This is a genomic window from Naasia sp. SYSU D00948 (assembly GCF_017916515.1).
GTDB lineage: Bacteria > Actinomycetota > Actinomycetes > Actinomycetales > Microbacteriaceae > Naasia.
The window spans coordinates 3085325-3107166 of sequence record NZ_JAFMTA010000001.1 but is presented as its reverse complement, the minus strand read 5'-3'; the positions used below and the strand labels follow the sequence as shown (position 1 = coordinate 3107166).

Genomic DNA, 21842 nt, shown 5'->3' with positions numbered 1-21842 from the left:
CCGAGGGGAGGCGGGGGGCGCCCTTGGCGTGTCGCGACGGCGCGACGTAGTCTCGACGCACTCGAACACAGTTTCGAATGGAGGATCGATGACCATGCTCGCCGCGCCCGCCGAGGTCGCCGTCTGGCTGGTGAACGGGATCCCCGCGCGGCTCGTCTGGGAGCGGGTCCGCTACCGGGTCACGGACACCCCGACCGCTCTCACGGAGGACGAGTGGTGCCCGGCGCTCACCCATGCCGCCCGCCGGATCGTCGGCTGGCGGTTCCAGGGCACCACGGCGGGCGGCCAGTCGCTGATGTTCGAGATCGTCGAGTCCGAGACCGGGTGGCAGGTCGTGCGGGTCTACGACTGAGCGGGCTCCTCGGCGGCGCGGATTACTGTGGAGCGGTGAGCACCGCGGAGGACGTGCGGCAGGAGCGCGAGGCTCCGGCCCGCTCCGCCGACGCGATCGGCGCGGTGCTGCTCGCCGGCATCCCGCTCGCCGCGGCGGCGCTCCTGGCCGGCCTGGCGCTGACCGGCGCCCTGCTCCCGCGGCCGATCGGGGACCCTGGTCTCGCGGTGACGGCGGGGCTCCCCGTCGCCCGGCTTCTCGCGGACGGGTCCGCCGCCGTGACGATCGGCCTGCTCATCCTCGCCACGTTCGCCCTTCCGGGCCAGCGGGAGGTGCCCGGCGTCGTCAGCTTCAGCCAGTGGAGCGCCGTCCGCTGGGCGGCGATCGCCGCCGGCGTCTGGGTCCTCTCGGGGTCGGCCGTGCTCGTGCTCACCGCCGCCGACGTCATGGGGGCGCCGCTCGGCAGCGAGCTCCTCCGCGACCAGCTGTGGTACTTCGCGACCGGGCTCGAGCTCGGTCAGCAGCTGCTCGTGTCCGTGCTCCTCGCGGCGGGGGCACTCGTCGCGAGTCTGCTCGCGCGCAGGATCGCGTGGGTGGCCGTCGCCACCGCGCTCGCCGTCGCCGCGCTGCTCCCGCTGGCCCTCTCCGGGCACGCCGCCGGCGCGACCGAGCACGGCAACGCCGTCAGCAGCATGGCGATCCACCTCGTCGCCGTCACCGCCTGGCTGGGCGGCCTCGTCGCCCTGCTGCTCCTGCGCCGCCGGGTGGGGGACGACCTCGGGGTCGTCGCCGGGCGCTACTCGGTGCTGGCCGGCTGGGCGTTCTTCGCCGTGGTCCTGTCCGGGACGGTCAACGCGTACCTCCGCCTGGGCTCGCCCGCGAACCTGCTCACGGAGTACGGGCTCCTCGTCCTCGCGAAGACGGTCCTGCTCGTCGCCCTCGGCCTGGCGGGCATCCGCCACCGCCGCGCGCTCCTTCCGAGGCTGCGGCAGGCTCCCGGCAGCAGGCGGGCGTTCCTCCGGCTCGCGGCGGGCGAGGTGCTGCTGATGGCGGTGGCGATGGGGCTGTCGGTCGCCCTGTCGCGTGCGGCCCCGCCGGTCGGCGAGGAGCCCGCGGAGGCGTTCCTCGGACTGGTCGGCTACCCCGAGCCGCCGCCCGTCACCCCGCTCCGGATGCTCACCGAGTGGCACCCGGACCTCGCGTTCCTCCTGCTCGCCGGCGTCCTCGCCACCACCTACGTCGTGGGGGTCCGCCGGCTGCGGGCCCGCGGCGACGCCTGGCCGCTCCGGCGCACCGTCCCGTTCCTGCTCGGCTGCCTCGCCCTCGTGTACGTGACGAGCGGCGGGCCCGGCGTGTACGGCCCGGTCAGCTTCAGCACGCACATGATCCAGCACATGGGCCTGATGATGCTGGTGCCGCCTCTGCTGGTCCTCGGTGCGCCCGTCCTGCTCGCCCTGCGGGCGCTGCCCGCCCGGCAGGACGGGAGCCGCGGCATCCGCGAGTGGATGCTCGTCCTGGTTCATTCGCGCGTCGCCGGCATCGTCTCGAACCCCGTCGTGGCCGCCGTGATCTTCGCCGGAAGCCTGCCCGCGTTCTACTACAGCGGGTGGTTCCCGTTCTCCCTGTCGGAGCACCAGGGCCACGTGCTGATGGTCCTGCACTTCCTGCTCGGCGGATACCTCTTCTTCTGGGTCCTCATTGGCGAGGATCCGGGGCCGAAGCGGGCGAGCCCGCCGCTGCGGCTGCTCGTGCTCCTGATGACGCTCGCCGCGCACGCGTTCTTCGGCCTCGCGCTCATGACGCAGGAGGAGGTGCTCGCCCTCGACTGGTGGCACGCGCTCGGCTACACCGACGACGCGGCCCTGCTGGAGGACCAGCGCGCGGGCGGCGGGTTCGCATGGGGGGCCGGCGAGGTGCCGGGCGTGCTCGCGGCCATGATCGTCGTCCGCCAGTGGGTGCGCTCCGAGGCCCGGGTGGCGAAGCGCTCCGACCGCGCGGCGGAGCGCGACGGCGACGCCGAGCTGAACGCCTACAACGCCCGCCTCGCGTCCCTCGCGGACCGCGACCGCCGCGGCTGAGCGCGGAGCGTGCTCGGGCGTCAGAGGTGCCGCTCGTCCGGCCCGACGTACTCCGAGAGGGGCCGGATGAGCGCGTTGGCGGCGCGCTGCTCCATGATGTGCGCGGTCCAGCCCGTGACCCGGGACGCCACGAACAGCGGCGTCAGCGTCGGCGTGTCGAAGCCGAGGAGGGAGTAGGCGGGGCCGGAGGGATAGTCGAGGTTGGGCAGGATGCCCTTCCGCTCGGTCATGGCCTGCTCGAGCGCGGTGTAGAGCTCGATGACGTCGGGACGGTCGTAGTGCTCGACGAGGCGCTCGAGCGCGGCCCGCATCGTGGGAACGCGCGAATCCCCGCGCTTGTAGACGCGGTGCCCGAATCCCATGATCTTCCGCTTCTGAGCGAGCGCCTCGTCCAGCCAGCGCACCGCGCGGTCAGGAGCACCCGGCCCGAGCCCGATCTCGTCGAAGGTGTGCAGCACCGCCTCGTTCGCGCCGCCGTGCAGCGGACCCTTGAGGGCGCCGATCGCACCGGTCACCGCGGAGTAGAGGTCGGACAGCGTGGAGGTGACCACCCGGGCGGTGAACGTGGACGCGTTGAAGGAGTGCTCGGCGTAGAGGACCATCGACACCCGGAACGCGTCGACCTCGACGGGGTCCGGCCGCCTCCCGAACGTCATCCAGAGGAAGTTCGACGAGTAGTCGAGGTCGTCATCCGGCTCGACCGGGTCGAGCCCCCGGCGCCGGCGCTGGTCCCAGGCGATGACGGCGGGCAGCTTCGCCCACAGCCGCTCCGACTTCGCGAGGTCCGACTCGGGGGAGGAGTCCTCCGTCGCCGGGTCCACGGCTCCCATCACGCTCACCGCCGTCCGGACGACGTCCATTGGATGGGCCGTGGTCGGCAGCGTGTCGACGATCGCGCGGATCTCGGGCTCCAGCCGGCGGTGCGCGCGCTCCCGCTCGACGAGACCCGCGAGCTCGCTCCGGGTCGGCAGGTCGCCGTGCCAGAGCAGCCAGGCCACCTCCTCGAAGCTCGTGCTCGCCGCGAGCTCCTGCACGGGATACCCGCGGTAGAGGAGCGAGTTCGTCTCGGGGTTCACCTTGGAGATGGCCGTGACGTCCACGGTCACCCCGGCGAGGCCCTTCCGGATCTCCGTCGTGTCGCTCATGTCCGCTCCTTCGCGAGTGTCAGCTGTGGCGGTGCCCCTCGAGGCTGAAGTCGAAGATGCCGTCGTCGAACCGGTTGTACTCCGCGTAGTCCAGCAGGTCGTAGAGCTCCGCGCGGGTCTGCATCTCCGAAACGACGGGGGCGAGCGTGCCCTCGGCCCGCAGGACGTCGAGACCCCGCATGGCGGCGCCCATCGCGAGGCGCAGCAGGGAGACCGGGTAGATCGCGATCGACACCCCGGCGCTCGCGAGCTGGTCGCGCGTGAACAGGTCGCTCTTGCCGAACTCCGTCATGTTCGCGAGCACGGGGACGCCGGCGGCCTCGCGCACTGCCTCGTACTCCCCGAGGTCGTGCATCGCCTCCGGGAAGATCGCGTCGGCGCCCGCGTCGACGAGCTCCCTCGCCCGATCGAGGGCCGCGGGCAGGCCCTCGATGGCCCGGATGTCCGTCCTCGCCATGATCAGCAGCTCCGGATCCCGCCGGGCCGAGACCGCGGCGCGGATCCGCTGCACCGCGGTGTCGCGGTCGACCACCTGCTTGCCGTCGAGGTGGCCGCAGCGCTTCGGGTTCACCTGGTCCTCGATGTGCAGGCCGGCAACGCCGGCGTCCTCGAGCACCTGCACCGTGCGAGCGGCGTTCATCGGCTCGCCGAACCCGGTGTCCGCGTCTACGAGGGTCGGCAGCGAGGTGACCCGCGCGATCTGCCCGGCCCGGCCGGCGACCTCCGAGAGCGTCGTGAGCCCGATGTCGGGCAGCCCGAGGTCCGCCGAGATCACGGCGCCGGAGACGTAGACGCCGTCGAAGCCCTTCCGCTCGATGAGGCGTGCCGAGAGCGGGTTGAAGGCGCCCGGCAGCTGCAGCAGCTCGCCCGCGGCCAGCCGCCTGCGGAACGCGGCGCGCTTGTCCGCGGCGGAGACGGGGGAGTGCAGCATCAGAAGAGACCCTTCGGAGCGGGCGCGGACTCGAGGAGGCCCGGCCGGGCGGTGATCGTCAGGCCGCCCAGCTCGGCGGGGGGCAGCTCGGGGAGCCGCTGCGCGACGTCGAGGAAGCGCTCGATCTCGGCCGGCTCGAGGACGTCCTCGGCGAGGGTGCGGAACTTCGCCACGTAGTCGGCGCGCCCGAAGGGCCGGGCGCCGAGGGGGTGGGCGTCCGCGACGGCGAGCTCGTCGGCGATCACGGTGCCGTCGGTCAGCGTCACGACGACCCGGCCGCCGAACGCCCGCTCGGCCGGATCCGGGGAGTGGTAGCGCCGGGTCCACTCCGGGTCCTCCGCGGTGCGGACCTTCTGCCAGAGCGCCACCGTGTCCGGCCGCGACGCCCGCTCGGGGGCGTAGCTGCGCACGTGGTGCCACTCGCCGTCCTGGAGGGCGACCGCGAAGATGTAGGGGATCGAGTGGTCGAGGGTCTCCCGGCTCGCTCGCGGGTCGTACTTCTGCGGGTCGTTGGCGCCCGATCCGATCACGTGGTGCGTGTGGTGCGACGTCGCGAGGAGGATCGACTCCACCCGCGCGGGGTCGGCGACCTCCGGATGCTCGCGGTGCAGCCGCCGGGCGAGGTCGATGAGCGCCTGGGCCTGGTACTCCGCCGAGTGCTCCTTGGTGTAGCTGTCGAGGATGGCGCGCTTGCGCTCGCCGGACTCGGGCAGAGGCACGTCGTAGGCGGCCTCCGGACCGTCGAGGAGCCAGGCGATGACGCCGTCCTCGCCCTCGTAGATCGGCGTCGGGCTCGTCTCGCCCCGCATGGCGCGGTCGACCGCCTCGACGGCCATCTTCCCCGCGAAGGCCGGGGCGTGCGCCTTCCACGTGGAGATCTCGCCCTTGCGCGACTGGCGGGTCGCGGTCGTCGTGTGCAGGGCCTGGCCGACGGCCTGGAACACGACGGGCACGTCGAGCCCGAGGAGCGTGCCGATGCCGGCGGCCGCCGACGGCCCGAGATGAGCCACGTGGTCGATCTTGTGCCGGTGCAGGCTGATCGCGCGGGCCAGGTCGATCTGGATCTCGTACCCCGTCGCGATGCCCCGCACCAGCTCGGCCCCGCCCCGCCCGGCGTGCTGGGCGACGGCGACGAGGGGCGGGATGTTGTCGGCCGGATGGGAGTACTCGGCGGCGAGGAAGGTGTCGTGGAAGTCGAGCTCGCGGACGGCCACGCCGTTCGCCCAGGCGGCCCACTCCGGCGACACCCGGCGCTCCTCCGGCATCCCGAACACCGTCGCCCCGGCGCCGCCGCTGCTCGGCGGGTGGGCGAGGGCCTGGGAGCGGGCGGACGCGACGGGCCGGCGGGGGAGGGCGGCGGCCGCCACCGCGGCGTTGTCGATGACGCGGTTGACGATCATGTCGGCGACGTCCCCGTCGACGGGCACCGGATCCGCGGCCACCTCGGCGATCCGCCAGGCGAGCTGGTCCTCCCGGGCGAGCAGCTCCTCGCTGCGGGACACGCGGACGCGGACGGATCGCACCCAGTCATTCTGGCGCGTCCCCGGGCCGGAGGCGTTGCACCTCGATTGCATCCCCCGCCGCGGCCGGTCCCGCCGGCCGGGCCGCGCCTACCGTGTCCGCATGACCACAGCTCCCGCTCTCCTCTACGACGAGGCGACCGCCCTGCTCGACCGCCTCGGCCTGCCGATGCTCTTCCTCGACGCCGGCATGGTCTCGGTCGGCGGCAGCTACGCGCAGGGCTGGATGCGCTCGCGGCTGCTCACCGCGGACCTCCGGCTGTCCTCGCCCCTCGACGAGGAGGGGCTGCTGCGGCTGTCCGGCCGGCTGCTCTCCCTCCCGCTCGTGCGCTCGCTGACGTTCTCCCGGACCGCCTCGTCGCATCCGTGGGCCGACGACGACCCCCGCGCCCTCGCGTGCGCGCGGATCGTCTCCGGCGGCGAGGCGTGGACACTGGAGCTCTCGATCTGGCCCCCTCCGCCCGGTCCCGGCGAGGAATTGCAGGAGCCTTAAAGCCGGAGGCGCCCCCAGGGGGGAGCGCCCGGTCGTTCGTAGTCTCGATCCCATGAGCGTCGAGTTCGAGGTCTTCGGCCCCCTCACCGTCCGGCGGGACGGGAGGGTGCTGCCGGTGCCCGGCGAGCTGCCCCGGGCGATCCTGGCCCGGCTCGCGCTGGATGCCGGCGAGACGGTCGACGCGGACCGCCTCGTCGGCGACGTGTGGCAGGAGCCGGGCGACGGCGCCCTGTCGAGTCTCCGGGCCTACCTGTCCCGGCTGCGAGCGGCGGGCTTCGAGGGGCTGCTCCAGGGCAGCCGCAGCGGCTACTCTCTCGACGTCCCTGCCGAGGCGGTCGACCTGCATCGGTTCCGCGCGGGTCTCGCCTCGCTCGGCCGCCTGGGCGGCAGCGACGAGGCGCTCGAGCTCGCGGCCGCGCTCGTGCGGCTCTCCGCCGCCGAGCCCTTCGCCGGCATCGACGCCCCCTTCGTCGCACCCGCGCGCCTGCGCATCCGGGAGGAGCGGCGGGGCGTCGTGGAGCGGCACGCGGAGCTCCGCCTCGCGCGCGGCGACCACGCCGCGGCCGTCGTGTCGATGACGTCCGCCGTCGAGGAGTACCCGTACGACGAGAAGCCGACCCGCCTGCTGGCGCTCGCCCTCGCCCGGTCGGGCCGCGTCAGCGACGCCCTCGAGGCGATCGACGCCTTCGGCGCCCGGCTCGCCGCCTGGCGCGGGCTCGAGCCGCCCGCCCGCATCCTGGAGCTGCGCCAGTCGATCGTCCGCCACGACCCCGAGGTCCTCGGCCGCTCCGTGCGCCAGGTCGCCCGCACCGGGCTCCCGCACCCCCTCACGCGCTTCATCGGGCGTCGCGAGGAGCTGGCGGCCGTCGCCTCGGCACGCGCCGGTCACCGGCTGGTGACCCTGGTCGGACCCGGTGGCGTCGGAAAGACGCGGATCGCCATCGAGGCCGCCCGTTCGACCGGGGACGACGACGAGCAGTGGTTCGTCGACCTGGCGTCGGTCCGCGAGCCGGACCAGGTCCTCCCGCTCGTGGCCGACACGGTGGGCGCGGCGGGGCACACGCTCGAGCACATCACTCCCCGCATCGCCGAGCGGCGGACGCTCCTCGTCTTCGACAACGCCGAGCACGTCATCGGCGCCGTGGCCGCGGTCGCTTCCGGGCTGCTCTCCCGCGGTCCCTCGACCTCCCTCCTCGTCACCAGTCGCGAGCCGCTCCGGCTGCCGGGCGAGCACGTGATCCCGGTCGCCCCGATGGCGCTGCCGGACGCTCGCGTGGTGTTCGGCGAGCGCGCCGCGGACGCCCGCGGCGGCGTCCTCGCGGCCGAGGACGAGGACGCGATCGACGCGATCTGCGAGGCCCTCGAGGGCATCCCGCTCGCCCTCGAGCTCACGGCGGCCCGGCTCGACGTGCTGAGCTCGGCCGAGCTCCTCGAGGCCGTGCACGACGGCGCCGGCCCCGACGAGCGCGGCTCCGGATCCGCGCGGCACGACAGCGTCGAGAACGCGGTGCGATGGAGCATCGACCTCCTGACGCCCGCCCAGCAGCAGCTCCTGACCCAGCTCTCCCGCTTCGCCGGCAGCTTCACCGAGGAGGCCGCGCTCGGCATCTGCGACTGCGACGACGACGAGCCCGAGCGCGTCCTCGCGCGACTCGTGGACAAGTCGCTCGTGTCGGTGTCGCACGGCGACGCCGGGCAGCGCCGGTACCGCCTCCTCGACTCGGTGCGCCGGGCGGCCGCCGCGATCGACGACCCCGACCCCGAGTGGTACGACCGTCACCGGCGGTGGATGGCCGACTTCGCCGAGCGGATCGGGCCGGTGACCCGGACCGCGGACGCCCGGGTCGCGAATGCGACCCTCGACCTCCTTCGCGCGGACCTCCGCGCCGCGCTCGACCACGCCGTCGAGGCGGAGGACCGGCTCTGCGCGCTCCGGATCGCCGGCAGCCAGGCGCACCACTGGTTCAGCCGCGGCCTCCTGCTAGAGGGGGTCCGCAACATCGAGCGCGCGCTGGCGGTCCCGGGGGAGGTCCCGCCGCTCGTCGAGGCGCACGCCCTGCTCGGCCTCACCGTGCTGGCGTATCAGACCGGGGACGCCGAGCGTGCGTTCCAGACCATCGCGCGGGCCTTCGAACTCGCGATGGCGGCCGGCGACGCCGCGATCCCGGCCGTCGCGCTCGCCCGCACGGCGTACGGCCGCTCGCTGCTGCTCGGCGACGCCGACGAGGCGCGCGAGCTCATGGGACAGGCCGCGCAGTTCGCCGAGGCGGCGCCGGCGTGGGCGCGGGCCGAGGTGCTCATGTGCCGCGGGCAGACGCTGCGCGCTCTCGGCGCCTCCGACGAGGCGCTCGAGTCCCTCGACGAGGCGTACGAGGTCGCGACGTCGGCGGGGTACGCCTGGATGATGTGCTCGGCGAGCTACATCGCCGGGAAGGTGCTGACCGACCAGCGTCGCGGCCGCGAGGCCATCGCGGAGCTGCGCCGGGCGTCCCTCCAGGCTCTCGCCGCCGAGGACCACGCCTCGACCCTGGCCGGGTTCCACCAGATCGCGGGCGCCTGCGCGCTGGTCGAGCGGCACGAGGAGGGCGCCCGGATCCTCGGCGCCGTCGACCGCATCGGCGTGCGCTACAACTACAACCCCGTCGTCGCCGAGGGCGAGGAGACCCGGCGCCTGCGCGAGCACGTCGCGCAGGGCCTGACCGCCTCGGAGTTCGAGCGGGCCTACGCCGACGGCGCCGCCCTCGAGATCCCCGACCTCTTCGAGCTCGTCGACGCCCTGCCCCAGCGCTCCCGGGAACTCGTTACTGCGAATTAACCAACGGATGGGGAGACATACCACGCCCGACCTGGCAATCCCCTTACACTGGCGGCGCAGAGGTCGGGAGGAACTTCACAGTGCGGGTACGGCTCTTCGGCTCGTTGGCGGCGACTAACGGGGAAGGCCCGGTCGTCGTGCGCGGCGACATCCCCCGCGCGATCGTCGCCCGCCTCGCCTGGGACGCCGGCACGCCGGTCCCCGCCGACGATCTCATCGCCGACCTGTGGGCCGAGCCGCCCGAGACGGTGCTCTCGAGCCTCCGCGCGCACATCTCGCGGCTCCGCGGCAGCGGGTTCGGCGAGGTGCTCGGCAGCGGCCGCGGCGGCTACACCCTCGACGTGGACCCCGCCGACGTCGACGTCCTGCGCTTCCGCGAGCTCGTCGACGCCGCCCTCCGCGAGGACGACGACGCCCGCGCGTTCGAGACGCTCGGCGAGGCGGAGGTCGTCTGGAGCGGCGATCCCTTCGCCGGCCTCGGCGAGTTCCCCTTCACCGCATCGGCCGTCCAGGAGCTCGAGCGGTGGCGGGTGCCCGGCATGGAGCGCCTCGCCGAGCTGCGCCTCGGCCGCCGGGAGGAGGCGAAGGTCGTCCTCACCATGACCGACCTCGCTCAGGACCGGCCGTTCGACGAGGGTCCCGTGGCGCTCCTCGCCCGCGCCCTCGCCCGCTCCGGCCGCACGAGCGACGCGCTCGAGGCGATCGACAAGTACGCCGCCCGGCTCGCCGCCGCCGACCGCGGCGACCTTCCCCGCCGGCTCGCCGAGCTGCGGCAGGGCATCGTCCGGCAGGACCCGGCCATCGTCTCGGTCGCCGGCGCCCAGGAGGGCACCGTCACCCGCAACGGCATCCCGATCCCGCTCACGCGGCTGGTCGGGCGCGAGGCGGAGCTCGAGCTCATCGCGCGCGGCCGCTCGGAGTCCCGGCTGCTCACCCTCGTCGGCCCCGCGGGCGTCGGCAAGACCCGGCTCGCGATCGAGTCGGCCCGCCGCACCCCCGCCACCGTGGACGACGTCCAGTGGCTCGTGGACCTCTCGGCGATCGCGGAGCCCGAGGACGTCGCGCGGGCGCTCGCGTCCGCCGTGAGCGCGCCGTCCCACGACTTCGACGCGGTCGCCGCACGCATCTCCGGGCGCCGCGGCCTCCTCCTCGTGGACAACGCCGAGCACCTCATCGGCGCGGTCGCGGCGCTCGTCGCCGAGCTCCTGTCCCGATGCGAGGGTCTCGGCGTGATCGTCACGAGCCGCGAGGCGCTGCGCACGGCGGGGGAGCGGGTCATCTCGGTCGAGCCGTTCGCCGGAGCCACGGCGGGCGACGCGGTCGAGCTGTTCCTCCAGCGCGCGGCCGACATGGGCGCCGCGTCGTGGACGGACGAGGAGCGGGACCTGATCGCGGACCTTTGCCGGAGGCTCGAGGGCATCCCGCTCGCGATCGAGCTCGCGGCCGCACGGCTCGACGTCCTCAGCCTCGAGGAGGTCGCAGCCTCCCTGGAGGAGGGGTCGACGGACTCCGGGCTCCGCCGCCGGGGCCGCCACGCCAGCCTCGAGAACGCGATCGCCTGGAGCACCCGTCTCCTGGACACCCGCGAGCTCGAGCTGCTCAGCCAGCTCGCGCTGTTCCCCGCCTCGTTCAGCCTCGACGCGGTGGCCGACATCTGCCTCGTCGAGGGCGGCGGCGAGCGCGAGCTCGCCGTGGGGCTCGTCCGGAAGTCCCTCGTCTCGGTCCAGGCGAACGACACGGGCGTCCGCCGCTTCCGGCTGCTCGACTCGGTCCGCCGGTTCGTTCGCAACCGTCACCCCGTCGCGGATCCCGAGGCGTGGCACGCCCGCCACCTGCAGGGCACCCGGCGCTTCGTGCACCGGCAGGGCCGCGAGGTCCGGTCGACCGGCTACAAGCGGGCCCGCGCGGCGCTGCACTCGGTGCGCGGCGACATCCTCCTCGCCCAGCGCACGGCGACCCGGCTGGGCGACCGCGCGGCGGCGATGCAGATCGCGGCGGGCAGCGCGTGGTGGCTGTTCGAGCGCACGTCCTTCGCCGACTGCATCCAGGTCGTCGAGGCCGCACGGGCGATCCCCGGCGAGGCGTCGGCCGAGGACGAGACCATCGCGCTCTACGCGTGCGTGTGCGCGTGCTACCTCGGGGGCGACCGGCGCGGCGCGATCCGCTACTCCCTCGAGATGGCCGCGATGGTCGAGAAGGTCGAGGACCCGTCCCTGCGCGCGCTCGCCCGGGTCGGCGACGTACAGCGGGCCGCCCGCAGCGGCGACGCCGCGGCGGCGGACGAGATCCTCGCCGAGCTGGACGGCGTCATGGACTCGGTCCGCGGCTGGGGACGGCACGACGTGCTCGTGAACCGCGGCGACGCCCTCAACGCTCTCGGCCGCCCGGCCCAGGCGCTCGCGGTCCTGAGCCAGGCGCACCGCGAGTCGGAGGCCGCGGGCGACGTCTACGGGGTGAAGTCGGCCGCCTACGTCACGGGCAAGGTCCTGCTCGGCCTGCGGAAGCCCCGCGAGGCCATCCAGGTGCTCCGGCTGCGGCTCGCGCGCAGCATCGAGACCGAGGACTGGGTGAGCGCGCTCTCCGCCATCGCGGTGATCGCCTGCGCCGGGCACCTCCTCGATCGGTCCGAGCTCGGCGCGGAGCTGTTCGCGGGAGTGGAGGAGATCGGCAAGCGCTTCGGCTACGCGCCCGTGCACGAGGAGTTCTTCCCGGTCTACCGGGAGCGCCTCCGCGAGGCCCTCACGGCGCCGGAGTGGGAGGAGGCCCGCGGCCGCGGCGCCGCCCTCTCCTTCCGCGACCTCGTGCGCCGCGCCCAGTCCTTCTGAGCGGAGCTCGCCCCGGATCGGCGCCGAGTGCACCGCCCCGGGCGTGAGAGGCTGGAGAGGTGCACAGCGGGACCGAGAACGGGCTGCCACGGCGGCCGCTCGGGTCCGGCGACGAGTGGGTCCACCTCTCCGACGGGCGGCGCTTCTGGGGCCGCTTCGGCGCGGCCGGCCTCCTCGTCCGCAGTCCCGAGGGCATCCTCCTCCAGCACCGGGCCGGCTACAGCCACTTCGGCGGCACCTGGGGACTGCCGGGCGGCGCCCGCCACGAGGGCGAGAGCGCGGTCGACGCCGCGGCCCGCGAGGCCGAGGAGGAGGCCGGGGTGCCGGGCGCCGCACTGCGGCTGCGGTTCTCGAGTCGGCTCGAGCTGGAGGGCTGGAGCTACACGACCGTGGCCGCGACCGTCGACCGGGCGTTCGAGCCCGTCATCGGCGACGCGGAGAGCGTCGAGCTGCGCTGGGTGCCGGTCGCCGAGGTCGAGACGCTGCCGCTGCACCCGGGCTTCGGCGAGGCCTGGCCGGAGCTGCGGGAGCTGCTGCCGGTGGAGCCCACGCTCCTCGTCGACGCCGCGAACGTGATGGGCTCCCGGCCCGACGGCTGGTGGCGCGACAGGCCCGGAGCCGCCGAGCGGCTCCTCGAGGGCATCGGCCGGCTCGCCGGCCGAGGAGTGCCCGCGCCGGACCTCGACCTCCCCGGACGCCGGTGGTGGCCCAGGGCGGTGGCCGTGCTGGAGGGGGCGGCGACGGCGGCCCCCGACGCCCACCCGGTCGAGGTGATCCGCGCGGAGCAGGACGGCGACAGCGCGATCGTGGCGGCGGTCGGATCCTCCCCGAGCCCGGACCGCGTCACGGTCGTGACCGCCGACCGCGAGCTGCGCCGGTCGGTCGCGGAGCTGGGTGCCCGGGTGCTCGGTCCCGGCCGCCTGTGGGAGCTGATCGACGCCGCGCGGAGCTGACGCTCAGCGCTCGGCGATCGACGCCTTCCAGCTGACCAGGCCGCGCACGACCCGGCTGCGGTCCTGCGCGAGGGCCGCCATGGCGTCCTCCGGCACGAACCAGTTGAGCGCCACCCAGGCGCGGACCTTCTCGGACCGGTCGGAGGCGAGCGCGCTCAGCACGTCGCACGGCGTGCTCTCGTTCCGCGCGATGCACGAGCGCACGCCCTCGTCGGGATCCTCGGCCAGGACGCGGAGCAGGTCCTCGGGGGTGTTCCGGCTGCTCGCGACGCTCTCCCGGATCTTCGGGTTGTCGTGGCGGGCCAGGAGGCGGAGCCGCTCGATCTTGCTGTCGGTCACCGCGGGGGAGAGGTGCAGCAGGGCGACCTCGCCCTCGGCCAGGTTCAGCGCGCCCTCCCGCATCTGACGGCGCTGCGCCGGGGTGTTGAAGCGGATGCAGGACATGCGCCAACGCTACGTCAGCCGCCCGGCGCGCCGGCGAGGACGCGCGCGCTCGGCGTCAGTCCTCGTCGCCGGCCTCGCCGAGCCCGGACAGCAGCCGGCGGAGCCGCGCGTCGAGGCGGGAGTCGGGGATCACGGCGGAGCGGCGGCCGTCGGTGACCCGGTACACGAACCGGTCGCGCCCGGCGGGATCCGTGCCCGCCCGGGAGAGCAGGTCCTCCCAGTCGGCCTCGCCGAGGGACACCGTCCACCGCCGGGTGATGCCCGCGATGCCGCCGCTGCGGCTCACGGTGACGACGATCACGCCGGCTCGACCCCCACGGTGCGCCAGGCGTCGAGGATCGCCTCGCGCTCGGCCGAGGCCCGTCCCCAGCGGCCCGATGCCGCGGACACCGTCGCCGCCGCGAACGTCGCGAAGTCGCAGTCACGGGGAAGGGCGCCCGAGGTGAGGGCGTCGTACCAGGCGGCCCCCGTGCCCTCCCACGCGTAGCCGCCGATCGCCACGGCCGCGAGGCTGAAGGCGCGGTTGGGGATGCCGGAGTTGATGTGCACGCCGCCGTCGTCCTCGTCGGTGTGGACGTAGTCCGCCATATGAGCCGGCTGCGGGTCGGCGCCGAGCAGGGGGTCGTCGTACGCCGTCCCCGGAGCGACCATGGACCGCAGCGCGACGCCGTTGACCTGCTCGAGGAAGAGGCCCGCCCCGATGAGCCAGCTCGCGGCGGACGCCTCCTGGCGCAGGCGGTGCTGCTCGACCAGTGCGCCGAACACATCCGACAGCGATTCGTTCACCGCTCCCGACTGGCCCTCGTACCGCAGCTCGGCGGCGTGCTGGGTGACCCCGTGGCCGACCTCGTGCCCGATCACCGACAGCGAGACCGTGAAGCGGCGGAAGACCTCGCCGTCGCCGTCGCCGAAGACCATCCGCTCGCCGTCCCAGAAGGCGTTGTCGTACTCCTCGCCGTAGTGGACGGTCGCGAGCAGCGGCATCCCGCCGCCGTCGACCGAGTCGCGGCCGTACTCGGCGAGGAGCAGGTCGTAGACCGATCCCAGGCCGTCGTACGCCTCGTCGACGGCCGGGTCCCCCTCCGGCGGGTCCCCCTCGCGCCGCACCGGGATGCCCGGCAGCGTCTCCGTCGACTCGGCGTCGAAGATCGTGCGCCGCGGCGAGCGCGGGGCGGCCCCGAAGTCCTGGCCGCGGAAGGGCTGGACGGACTGCCGGCGGAAGTGCACGGCATCCGTCTCGGCGAGCGCGCGGCGCGCGGCCTGGGCGACCACCGGCCGGTGCTGCTCCTCCGCGCCGGCGGCGATCCGGGCCAGCAGGTACGGCGGGACGATCGCGCAGCGCATCCGTCGATTCTCCCGGTCGTCCCGACGCCCGTCCAGGGCGCCCGCTGCAACCTCCGCCGCCCGCTGTGCAATGGAAGCGCCGCGTGGATTGCAGTCCTATTGCAGGTGAGGAATCGATCCCAGACGCCTGTGCGCGGATCCCTACGTTCGTCCTCATGACCAACCACACCACCCCGGCTCCGGCCGACTCCGTCCGCGCCGGGCACGGCGCCTCGTCCGTCTCGGCCGTCCCGGCCGGGCAGCGCCGCTCCTCCCGTTCCGCACGGGTGCGTCGTGGCGCGGCCTCCCTGATCGCGGCCCCCGTCGCCGCGCTCATGCTCTCCTCCTGCTTCGCGAACCCCTTCGCTCCCGCCGCCGGCGGCAGCGGCGGCGGCGGAGGCGAGGACAGCGGCGCGGTCGGCTTCGACGGCGTCCAGTCGGCCACCATCCAGATCGAGGCGGTCGGCACCTTCGTCTCTCCCGAGGGCGCCTTCGAGGCAGCCGGCCGGGGCTCCGGCTTCATCATCGACGAGAGCGGTCTCGCCGTCACGAACAACCACGTCGTCGTCGGTGCGGGCACCCTCAAGGTGTGGCGCGGCGGCGACCAGTCCGAGACCCTCAACGCCAAGATCCTCGGCTCGAGCGAGTGTCTGGACCTCGCGGTGATCGACCTCAGCGGTGACGGCTACCCGACCCTCGGCTGGTACGAGGGTGACGTGAAGGTCGCCACCGACGTCTACACGGCGGGCTTCCCGCTCGGGGACCCGACGTTCAACATGACCAAGGGCATCGTCTCCAAGGCGGACACCGCGATGGACACCCAGTGGGCCTCGATCGACCATGTCATCGAGCACGACGCCCGGATCCGCGGCGGCAACTCGGGCGGTCCTCTGGTCGACACCAAGGGACGCGTCCTCGGCGTGAACTACGCGGGCAACGACCAGCACGACCAGAACCTCGCCATCGCGACCGAGGAGGTCCGCGAGGTCGTCGAGCAGCTGGCGGCCGGCGAGAACGTGCTGAGCCTCGGCATCAACGGCACCGCGATCACCGACGGCGAGGGCAACGGCCTCGGCATCTGGGTGAACTCGGTCGCCTCGGGCGGCATCGCCGACGAAGCCGGCGTCGAGCCGGGCGACCTGCTCACCCGCATGGAGGGCGTCAGCCTCGGCACTGACGGCACCATGGCCGACTACTGCGACGTGCTGCGCACCCGCGGCCAGGACGCGACCCTCGCGGTCGACGTCTACCGCCCGTCGGAGGACATCTACTACCGGGGCCAGATGAACGGCGACCCGCTCGAGGCGGTCAGCGTCCCGCAGGCCGGGGGCGGCACAAGCAGCGGCGGCGGCAGCTCGACCGGCACGTTCTCGACCGTCGTGGACGACTCGGGGTCGCTGCAGGTTGATGTGGACGACAGCTGGCAGCTCGACACGAGCGCCTTCCAGGCCTTCGACGGCGCCTCGTACGCCCGGGTCGAGGCGAGCCCCGACCTGGCCGCGTACGCCTCCACCTGGGACGTCCCCGGCATGTCGCTGGTCGCGTCCAGCGCCCCCGGCGCCTCGCCCGACGAGTGGTTCGCGGCCTACCAGGACCTCGCCGACAGCTCCGGCTGCGTGCTCGACTCGGAGGACGTCTTCGACGACGGCTACCACGACGCCACCTACCGGTACTACACCGGCTGCGGTGGAGCGGCGGACCTCCTGGTCCTCTCCGGCTACGCCAAGGACGGGTCCTACCTCGTGACGCTCACCTTCACGATGCTCACGGAGGCGGACGTCGACGCCATGAACCGGGCCGTGGGCAGCTTCTTCGCCCAGTTCTGATCAGCACCTCACCCACGCACCCGAACGGCAGCGGCCGGGGCTCGTTCCGAGCCCCGGCCGTTCGCCGTTCCGACGCGTTTCCCCTGATTGCATCGCGATTGCACCGCAGGAGCACTCGCTCACGAAAACCGCGCGGCTCCGTAGCGTCGAGGACATGAACACCACCGCAGCTCCTCGCCCCCGCCTCCTCGCCGTCGCCGCGATCGCCGGCGCCGCCCTCCTGCTGTCCGCCTGCTCCACGCCGGGACGGGCCGCCGATCCCGTCGCCGACGAACCGGTCGTCCCGGTCGAGGTCCCCGTCGAGGAGGCTCCCGACGAGCCCGTCGAGGACCCGGAGGAGGTGCCCTCGGGCGTCGCCGAGCTCTGGCTGTCCGGGCTGACCGGCTTCGCCGACTCGCTGCAGGCGACGCTCGGCGAGTGGGACGCCGAGGCGTGCTCGGTCGAGGCCGCGATCGACGGGAAGGGCGTCTGCACCGGCGCCCTCACGTCCGCCGCGATGGTGTCCGCGACCATCGACGAGCTGTTCGCGAGCGTCGAGGACCAGGGCTTCACCGCCGACGAGCTCGACGCCCTCGCCCCCGTGCAGGAGGCCGCCGCTGCGGCCGCCACCGCGACCGGCGCCTGGACCGACGCCGAGTGCGACTGGGAGGCCACCCCGGACTGCACCGGCGCTGCCGAGGACGTCCTCGTCACGACCACGAGCCTCCGCGACGCGCTCGAGGTGTGGGCCGCGTGATGCCGGCCCGGCCGTCCGGGGCGCCCGGCGGCCGGGCGGCTAGGCTGGCGGCGTGAGCGGCCCCCCGCAGCCCCCCAGCTCAGGGCGGTTCGAGGTGTCCCAGCGGATCCTGACCCTGCCCAACCTGCTGAGCTTCGTCCGGCTGTCGCTCGTCCCCGTATTCCTCGTCCTCCTGCTCCTCGGGATGGACGTCGTGGCGCTCATCGTGCTCGTCGGAGCCACGCTCACCGACTTCCTCGACGGCTACCTCGCCCGCCGGCTCGGCCAGGTCAGCCGTCTCGGGCAGCTGCTCGACCCGGCTGCGGACCGCCTGTTCATCTTCGCGACGCTTCTCGGCCTCGCCGCCCGGGAGGTGGTCCCGTGGTGGCTCGTGATCGCGATCGTCGGCCGCGACGTCTTCCTGCTCGTCCTCGGGGTCGTGCTCGCGAACCACGGCTACGGGCCGCTTCCGGTGCACCACCTCGGCAAGGTGGCGACCTTCTGCCTCTTCTACGCGCTTCCCCTGCTCGTCCTCGCCCAGGCGGTGCCCGCCACCGAGTTCCTCGCGCATCCGGCAGGATGGGCGGCAGCGGCGTGGGGGGCGTTCCTCTACTGGTGGGCCGGGATCGTCTACGCGATCGAGACGGCGAGGGTGGTGCGCATCCCACGGGATGACGGCAGCGCTCCATCCGCTAGGGTGTTGGGCTGAAGGAGGTAGTCCCGGATGGTCGATTCGCGAGACGGTGCTCAGGGTCGTCCCGGCGATCCGCGGAACCCGCGCGTCCCGGACTCCCCGCTGAGTGCCGACACGACCGCGTCGTTCGGCGAGGACTTCCTGGGTCAGGTGGCGGCGCTCGACACCCGGACCAACTCCGAGGAGCAGGCGGCGATCGCGGCTCTTCCATCCGGATCGGCGCTCCTCGTCGTGCGGAGGGGCCCGAACAGCGGCGCCCGGTTCCTGCTCGATTCCGACGTCACCACGGCGGGCCGGCACCCGAGCTCGGACATCTTCCTCGACGACGTCACGGTGTCCCGCAAGCACGCGCAGTTCATCCGGCGCGGCACCGCGTTCGAGGTCAAGGACCTCGGCAGCCTCAACGGCACCTACTACGACGGCGTCCGCATCGACAACGCCCTGCTCACCGACGGTGCCGAGGTGCAGATCGGCAAGTTCCGGCTCACCTTCTACGCCTCCCGTCACGACCTGGCCCACGCGGGCGCCCGCTGAGCATGTCGACCTCGGTCGCCCGGATGCAGGGGGTCGGTGCTCCGACCCTGCTGAACATCGGCCAGGTCCTCGCGAAGCTGAAGCCCGAGTTCCCCGACCTCTCGCCGTCCAAGCTGCGCTTCCTCGAGGAGCAGCGCCTGGTGTCGCCGGCGCGCACCGAGTCCGGCTACCGCAAGTTCTCGCCCCGCGACCTCGAGCGGCTGCGTCTCGTGCTCACGATGCAGCGGGACCACTACCTGCCGCTGAAGGTCATCCGCTCCTACCTCGCCGAGCTCGACGCGGGCCGCAACCCGGCGTGGCCGGGGGCGACCACGCCGCCCGCGCCGTCGATGCTGAGCTCGGAGCGCCGGTACACGCGCGAGGAGCTGCTGCGGGAGGCGTCCTGCCCCGCCTCGCTCCTCGAGGAGGCGATCAGCGCGTCCCTCCTGCAGCCGGCCGACACGTTCGGCGACGACGCCCTCGGAGTTCTCAAGGCCCTGGCCGAGCTGCGCCGGGTCGGCATCGAGCCCCGGCACCTCCGCGGCTTCCGGGCCGCGGCGGAGCGGGAGGCGGGACTGCTCGAGAGCGCCGTGCTCCCGGTGATCCGCCGGCGCGACGGCGCCAGCCGGGCGCGGGGAGCGGAGCTCGCGCTCGAGCTCGCGGCGCAGCTCGACGTCGTCCGGTCCGCCCTGATCCGGGGCGCACTCGATCGGCTCGGCGCCTGACGCGACACGCCGACCGGGGATACACGGATGTAATTGCCGCGAGCCTTCCGGGTGGGTACCGTGGAGAAGTCCCTGAGATGAACGGTAGGCAGGCCTGATGAGCGAACTCAGCCGTAGCGACGACCGCTACGAACTCGGCCTGCTGTTCACGGACGGCATGCCGGACCTCGAGGAGAACGAGGGCTTCCGCGGCACCATCGCCGCCCGCGCCGCCGGCATCAGCTACCGCCAGCTCGACTACTGGGCCCGCACCGGCCTCGTCGAGCCCACCATCCGCGGCGCCGCCGGCTCCGGATCGCAGCGCCTCTACGGGTTCCGCGACATCCTCGTCCTCAAGCTCGTCAAGCGCCTCCTCGACACCGGCATCTCGCTGCAGCAGATCCGCACCGCGGTCAACCAGCTCCGCGAGGCCGGCGTCAGCGACCTGGCGCAGACCACGCTCATGAGCGACGGCGCCAGCGTCTACATGTGCACCTCGAACGACGAGGTCATCGACCTCGTGAGCCGCGGGCAGGGCGTCTTCGGCATCGCGGTCGGCAAGGTCCTCCGCGAGGTCGAGTCGAGCCTCGTCGAGCTGGACACCCAGGCGCAGGACCCGCAGGACGAGCTCGCCGCTCGCCGCGCCGCCCGCGTCGCCGGCTGATCACCGGCTGAGCGGGCGCCCGAGGCGGCCGCGTCCCTGGTCGGCGAGGCCCCGTCCGGCACGTCGACCCGCGGCAGTCCCTAGGCTCGGGACGTGACCGAGTACCGTGCAGTCTTCGATGCCTCCGTCCGGTTCGCCAACGGGGGAGGGATGACCGCCGAGGGGTTCCGGCTCGATCTGCCGTCGCCGGACCTCAGCGAGGACGAGGTCGAGATGCTGTTCGTCCGGCATCTCGGCCTCGCGATGGTCGCGGACGTCGCGCTGCACGGCCTCCGGATCGTCGAGGAGCAGCACAAGGGCAGCCGCTCCGTGCTCGCGGCGCAGCCGGTCTCGGCGGCGTCCCCGCTCGTGGACCTGAGCCACGCGATCCGGGAGGGGCTCGTCACGTACCCCGGCCTGCCCGCGCCGACGATCACTCCCCACCTCACCCGCGAGGCGTCGCGCGAGCGGTACGCCGAGGGCACCGAGTTCGGGATCGACACCATCACCATGGTGGGCAACACCGGGACCTACCTCGACAGCCCGTTCCACCGGTACGCGGACGGGGCGGACCTCGCCGCGCTGACCCTCGATCAGCTCGTCGGCCTCCGCGCCGAGGTGTTCCGTCTCACCGACGCCGAGGACCGGGGCATCCCGGCCGCGGTCTTCGCCGACCGGGAGCTGCGCGGCGCCGCGGTGCTCCTGCACACCGGCTGGGATCGGCACTTCGGCAGCGAGCAGTACGGAGCCCCGGCGCCGTTCCTCACCGAGGAGGGCGCCCGCTTCCTCGTCGAGCAGGGCGTCGCCCTGGTCGGCATCGACTCCGTGAACATCGACGACACGTCGCCCGACGCGCGGGGCGCCCGGCCGGCGCACTCCCTGCTGCTGCGGGCCGGGATCCCGATCGTCGAGCACCTCACGAACCTCGACCAGGTCCCGCCGAGCGGCGCCACCTTCACGGCCGTGCCGCCGAAGGTCGAGCGCTTCGGCACGTTCCCGGTGCGCGCGTTCGCCGTCCTGCCCTAGCGCGCGAAGCGCAGCCGGCCGGTCAGACGGTCGGGGTGGGGGCGGTGCGGGCCTCGAGGTCCGCGTACTCGCCGACGCGGCCGGTGCGCAGCACGCGGTCGAGGAGCTGGTCGAACATGCGCGCCATCTCCTGAGCGCTCTCGCCCGGCCAGATGTGCAGCGGCTTCGCGGCGCCCTGCGCCTGCTGCAGCGACGTGCGCTCCGGCAGGTGGGGGCTCAGCACGAGCGGGCCGAACATGTCGCGCAGCTCCTTGATGCGGAACTGGTGCTCGAGGGACTGCATCCGGGCCCGGTTGACGATGATGCCGAGGGGCTGCAGGCGCGGGCTGAGGCCGCGGCGGATCTCCTCGATCGCCCGGAGCGCGCGGTCGGCGGCCGCGACCGAGAACAGACCCGGCTCGGTGACGACGGCGACGCGGTCGCTCGCGGCCCACGCGGTGCGGGTCAGCGCGTTCAGCGACGGAGCGCAGTCGATGAGGACGAGGTCGTAGTCGTGCTCGACGCTGGCGAGCGCCTCCTCGAGCTTCCAGATGTCCCGGATGCTCGGGTGCGGGCCGTCGAAGTTGATCGCGGAGGGGCTGCCCACCATCACGTCGATGGTGCCGGTCCGGCCGCGGGTCCACCCGCTGGGGGCGATCGCCGCGCGCACGACCTTCTCCTTGGGCGACGCGAGGACGTCCGCCACATTGAGGTGGCCCTGCACCTGCACGTCCATGCCGGTCGAGACATCCGACTGCGGGTCGAGATCGACCACCAGCGTCGTGAGGCCCTTCGCGAAGGCGGCGGATGCGAGACCGAGGGTGACGGTGGTCTTGCCCACCCCTCCCTTCAGGGAGCTGACGCTCAGCACGTGCACGGCACCA

At 73.7% G+C, this 21842-nt stretch carries 20 protein-coding genes; 13 read left to right on the top strand and 7 right to left on the bottom strand.

Annotated elements, in window-relative coordinates; all coding sequences use genetic code 11:
- The first annotated feature begins 88 nt into the window (after window positions 1-88).
- Window positions 89-352 (top strand): hypothetical protein, encoded by a 264-nt coding sequence (locus tag J3P30_RS14490; protein WP_210481702.1) that lies wholly within the window; start codon window positions 89-91, stop codon window positions 350-352.
- A gap of 35 nt (window positions 353-387) precedes the next feature.
- Window positions 388-2409 carry a cytochrome c oxidase assembly protein gene (locus tag J3P30_RS14485; protein ID WP_307807524.1) on the top strand — a complete coding sequence of 674 codons (2022 nt, stop codon included), beginning with the start codon at window positions 388-390 and terminating at the stop codon, window positions 2407-2409.
- A 20-nt stretch (window positions 2410-2429) separates the two neighbouring features.
- On the opposite strand, the gene J3P30_RS14480 is transcribed toward J3P30_RS14485, so the two are convergent.
- The 3 genes from J3P30_RS14480 to J3P30_RS14470 are packed head-to-tail and all read right to left on the bottom strand — an operon-like array spanning window position 2430 to window position 6008.
- Window positions 2430-3554, bottom strand: coding sequence for a bifunctional 2-methylcitrate synthase/citrate synthase (locus J3P30_RS14480; RefSeq protein WP_210481700.1), 1125 nt, complete (start codon window positions 3552-3554; stop codon window positions 2430-2432).
- A 19-nt stretch (window positions 3555-3573) separates the two neighbouring features.
- Complete coding sequence (gene prpB, locus J3P30_RS14475; protein WP_210481699.1) at window positions 3574-4485, bottom strand: methylisocitrate lyase; 912 nt, start codon at window positions 4483-4485, stop codon at window positions 3574-3576.
- On the bottom strand, window positions 4485-6008 hold the full coding sequence (locus J3P30_RS14470) for an MmgE/PrpD family protein (protein ID WP_307807523.1): 1524 nt from the start codon (window positions 6006-6008) through the stop codon (window positions 4485-4487). The genes prpB and J3P30_RS14470 overlap by 1 nt, the downstream gene beginning before the upstream one ends.
- Window positions 6009-6108: 100 nt before the next feature.
- Between J3P30_RS14470 and J3P30_RS14465 the strand changes: the two genes are divergently transcribed.
- From J3P30_RS14465 to J3P30_RS14450, 4 genes are all read left to right on the top strand, one after another.
- Complete coding sequence (locus J3P30_RS14465) at window positions 6109-6498, top strand: hypothetical protein (protein ID WP_210481697.1); 390 nt, start codon at window positions 6109-6111, stop codon at window positions 6496-6498.
- Window positions 6499-6550: 52 nt separating this feature from the next.
- Window positions 6551-9313 carry a BTAD domain-containing putative transcriptional regulator gene (locus J3P30_RS14460; protein WP_210481696.1) on the top strand — a complete coding sequence of 921 codons (2763 nt, stop codon included), beginning with the start codon at window positions 6551-6553 and terminating at the stop codon, window positions 9311-9313.
- 137 nt (window positions 9314-9450) lie between these two features.
- On the top strand, window positions 9451-12138 hold the full coding sequence (locus J3P30_RS14455; RefSeq protein ID WP_210481695.1) for a BTAD domain-containing putative transcriptional regulator: 2688 nt from the start codon (window positions 9451-9453) through the stop codon (window positions 12136-12138).
- A gap of 59 nt (window positions 12139-12197) precedes the next feature.
- Entirely contained in the window at window positions 12198-13091 is an 894-nt protein-coding gene (locus J3P30_RS14450) for an NUDIX domain-containing protein (RefSeq protein WP_210481694.1), read from the top strand.
- A 3-nt stretch (window positions 13092-13094) separates the two neighbouring features.
- On the opposite strand, the gene J3P30_RS14445 is transcribed toward J3P30_RS14450, so the two are convergent.
- Genes J3P30_RS14445 through J3P30_RS14435 form a run of 3 tightly spaced genes read right to left on the bottom strand, consistent with a single transcriptional unit; the run spans window position 13095 to window position 14879 of the window.
- On the bottom strand, window positions 13095-13535 hold the full coding sequence (locus J3P30_RS14445; RefSeq protein ID WP_210481693.1) for a hypothetical protein: 441 nt from the start codon (window positions 13533-13535) through the stop codon (window positions 13095-13097).
- Window positions 13536-13590: 55 nt separating this feature from the next.
- The gene (locus tag J3P30_RS14440) at window positions 13591-13836 is read right to left on the bottom strand and encodes a protealysin inhibitor emfourin (protein WP_210481692.1); all 246 of its coding nucleotides are present in this window, start codon (window positions 13834-13836) and stop codon (window positions 13591-13593) included.
- Complete coding sequence (locus tag J3P30_RS14435; protein WP_210481691.1) at window positions 13833-14879, bottom strand: M4 family metallopeptidase; 1047 nt, start codon at window positions 14877-14879, stop codon at window positions 13833-13835. The genes J3P30_RS14440 and J3P30_RS14435 overlap by 4 nt, the downstream gene beginning before the upstream one ends.
- 155 nt (window positions 14880-15034) lie before the next feature.
- Here J3P30_RS14435 and J3P30_RS14430 point away from each other — a divergent pair, with 155 nt between their 5' ends.
- From J3P30_RS14430 to J3P30_RS14400, 7 genes are all read left to right on the top strand, one after another.
- A complete protein-coding gene (locus J3P30_RS14430; protein ID WP_210481690.1) occupies window positions 15035-16684 on the top strand; it encodes a S1C family serine protease in 1650 nt (549 codons plus the stop codon).
- A gap of 154 nt (window positions 16685-16838) precedes the next feature.
- Complete coding sequence (locus J3P30_RS14425; RefSeq protein WP_210481689.1) at window positions 16839-17420, top strand: hypothetical protein; 582 nt, start codon at window positions 16839-16841, stop codon at window positions 17418-17420.
- A gap of 52 nt (window positions 17421-17472) precedes the next feature.
- Window positions 17473-18108 carry a CDP-alcohol phosphatidyltransferase family protein gene (locus tag J3P30_RS14420; RefSeq protein ID WP_307807522.1) on the top strand — a complete coding sequence of 212 codons (636 nt, stop codon included), beginning with the start codon at window positions 17473-17475 and terminating at the stop codon, window positions 18106-18108.
- A 15-nt stretch (window positions 18109-18123) separates the two neighbouring features.
- On the top strand, window positions 18124-18627 hold the full coding sequence (locus J3P30_RS14415) for an FHA domain-containing protein (protein WP_210481688.1): 504 nt from the start codon (window positions 18124-18126) through the stop codon (window positions 18625-18627).
- Window positions 18628-18629: 2 nt separating this feature from the next.
- Entirely contained in the window at window positions 18630-19331 is a 702-nt protein-coding gene (locus J3P30_RS14410) for a MerR family transcriptional regulator (protein WP_210481687.1), read from the top strand.
- A 97-nt stretch (window positions 19332-19428) separates the two neighbouring features.
- Complete coding sequence (locus J3P30_RS14405; protein ID WP_210481686.1) at window positions 19429-19974, top strand: MerR family transcriptional regulator; 546 nt, start codon at window positions 19429-19431, stop codon at window positions 19972-19974.
- A 93-nt stretch (window positions 19975-20067) separates the two neighbouring features.
- Window positions 20068-20979: a cyclase family protein gene (locus J3P30_RS14400; protein WP_307807521.1), complete on the top strand. Its 912-nt coding sequence runs from the start codon at window positions 20068-20070 to the stop codon at window positions 20977-20979.
- Window positions 20980-21001: 22 nt separating this feature from the next.
- Here J3P30_RS14400 and J3P30_RS14395 read toward each other — a convergent pair whose 3' ends face one another.
- Window positions 21002-21835 (bottom strand): ParA family protein, encoded by an 834-nt coding sequence (locus J3P30_RS14395; RefSeq protein WP_210481685.1) that lies wholly within the window; start codon window positions 21833-21835, stop codon window positions 21002-21004.
- Between the last annotated feature and the right edge of the window lie 7 nt (window positions 21836-21842).

What these genes read in the sequence shown, in the direction of transcription:
- J3P30_RS14460 (WP_210481696.1), top strand. Translation starts at nt 6,551, where the DNA reads ATGAGCGTCGAGTTCGAGGTCTTCGGCCCCCTCACCGTCCGGCGGGAC.
- prpB (WP_210481699.1), bottom strand. Translation starts at nt 4,485, where the DNA reads ATGCTGCACTCCCCCGTCTCCGCCGCGGACAAGCGCGCCGCGTTCCGC.
- J3P30_RS14425 (WP_210481689.1), top strand. Translation starts at nt 16,839, where the DNA reads ATGAACACCACCGCAGCTCCTCGCCCCCGCCTCCTCGCCGTCGCCGCG.
- J3P30_RS14410 (WP_210481687.1), top strand. Translation starts at nt 18,630, where the DNA reads ATGTCGACCTCGGTCGCCCGGATGCAGGGGGTCGGTGCTCCGACCCTG.
- J3P30_RS14465 (WP_210481697.1), top strand. Translation starts at nt 6,109, where the DNA reads ATGACCACAGCTCCCGCTCTCCTCTACGACGAGGCGACCGCCCTGCTC.
- J3P30_RS14445 (WP_210481693.1), bottom strand. Translation starts at nt 13,535, where the DNA reads ATGTCCTGCATCCGCTTCAACACCCCGGCGCAGCGCCGTCAGATGCGG.
- J3P30_RS14415 (WP_210481688.1), top strand. Translation starts at nt 18,124, where the DNA reads ATGGTCGATTCGCGAGACGGTGCTCAGGGTCGTCCCGGCGATCCGCGG.
- J3P30_RS14490 (WP_210481702.1), top strand. Translation starts at nt 89, where the DNA reads ATGACCATGCTCGCCGCGCCCGCCGAGGTCGCCGTCTGGCTGGTGAAC.
- J3P30_RS14480 (WP_210481700.1), bottom strand. Translation starts at nt 3,554, where the DNA reads ATGAGCGACACGACGGAGATCCGGAAGGGCCTCGCCGGGGTGACCGTG.
- J3P30_RS14405 (WP_210481686.1), top strand. Translation starts at nt 19,429, where the DNA reads ATGAGCGAACTCAGCCGTAGCGACGACCGCTACGAACTCGGCCTGCTG.
- J3P30_RS14435 (WP_210481691.1), bottom strand. Translation starts at nt 14,879, where the DNA reads ATGCGCTGCGCGATCGTCCCGCCGTACCTGCTGGCCCGGATCGCCGCC.
- J3P30_RS14430 (WP_210481690.1), top strand. Translation starts at nt 15,035, where the DNA reads ATGACCAACCACACCACCCCGGCTCCGGCCGACTCCGTCCGCGCCGGG.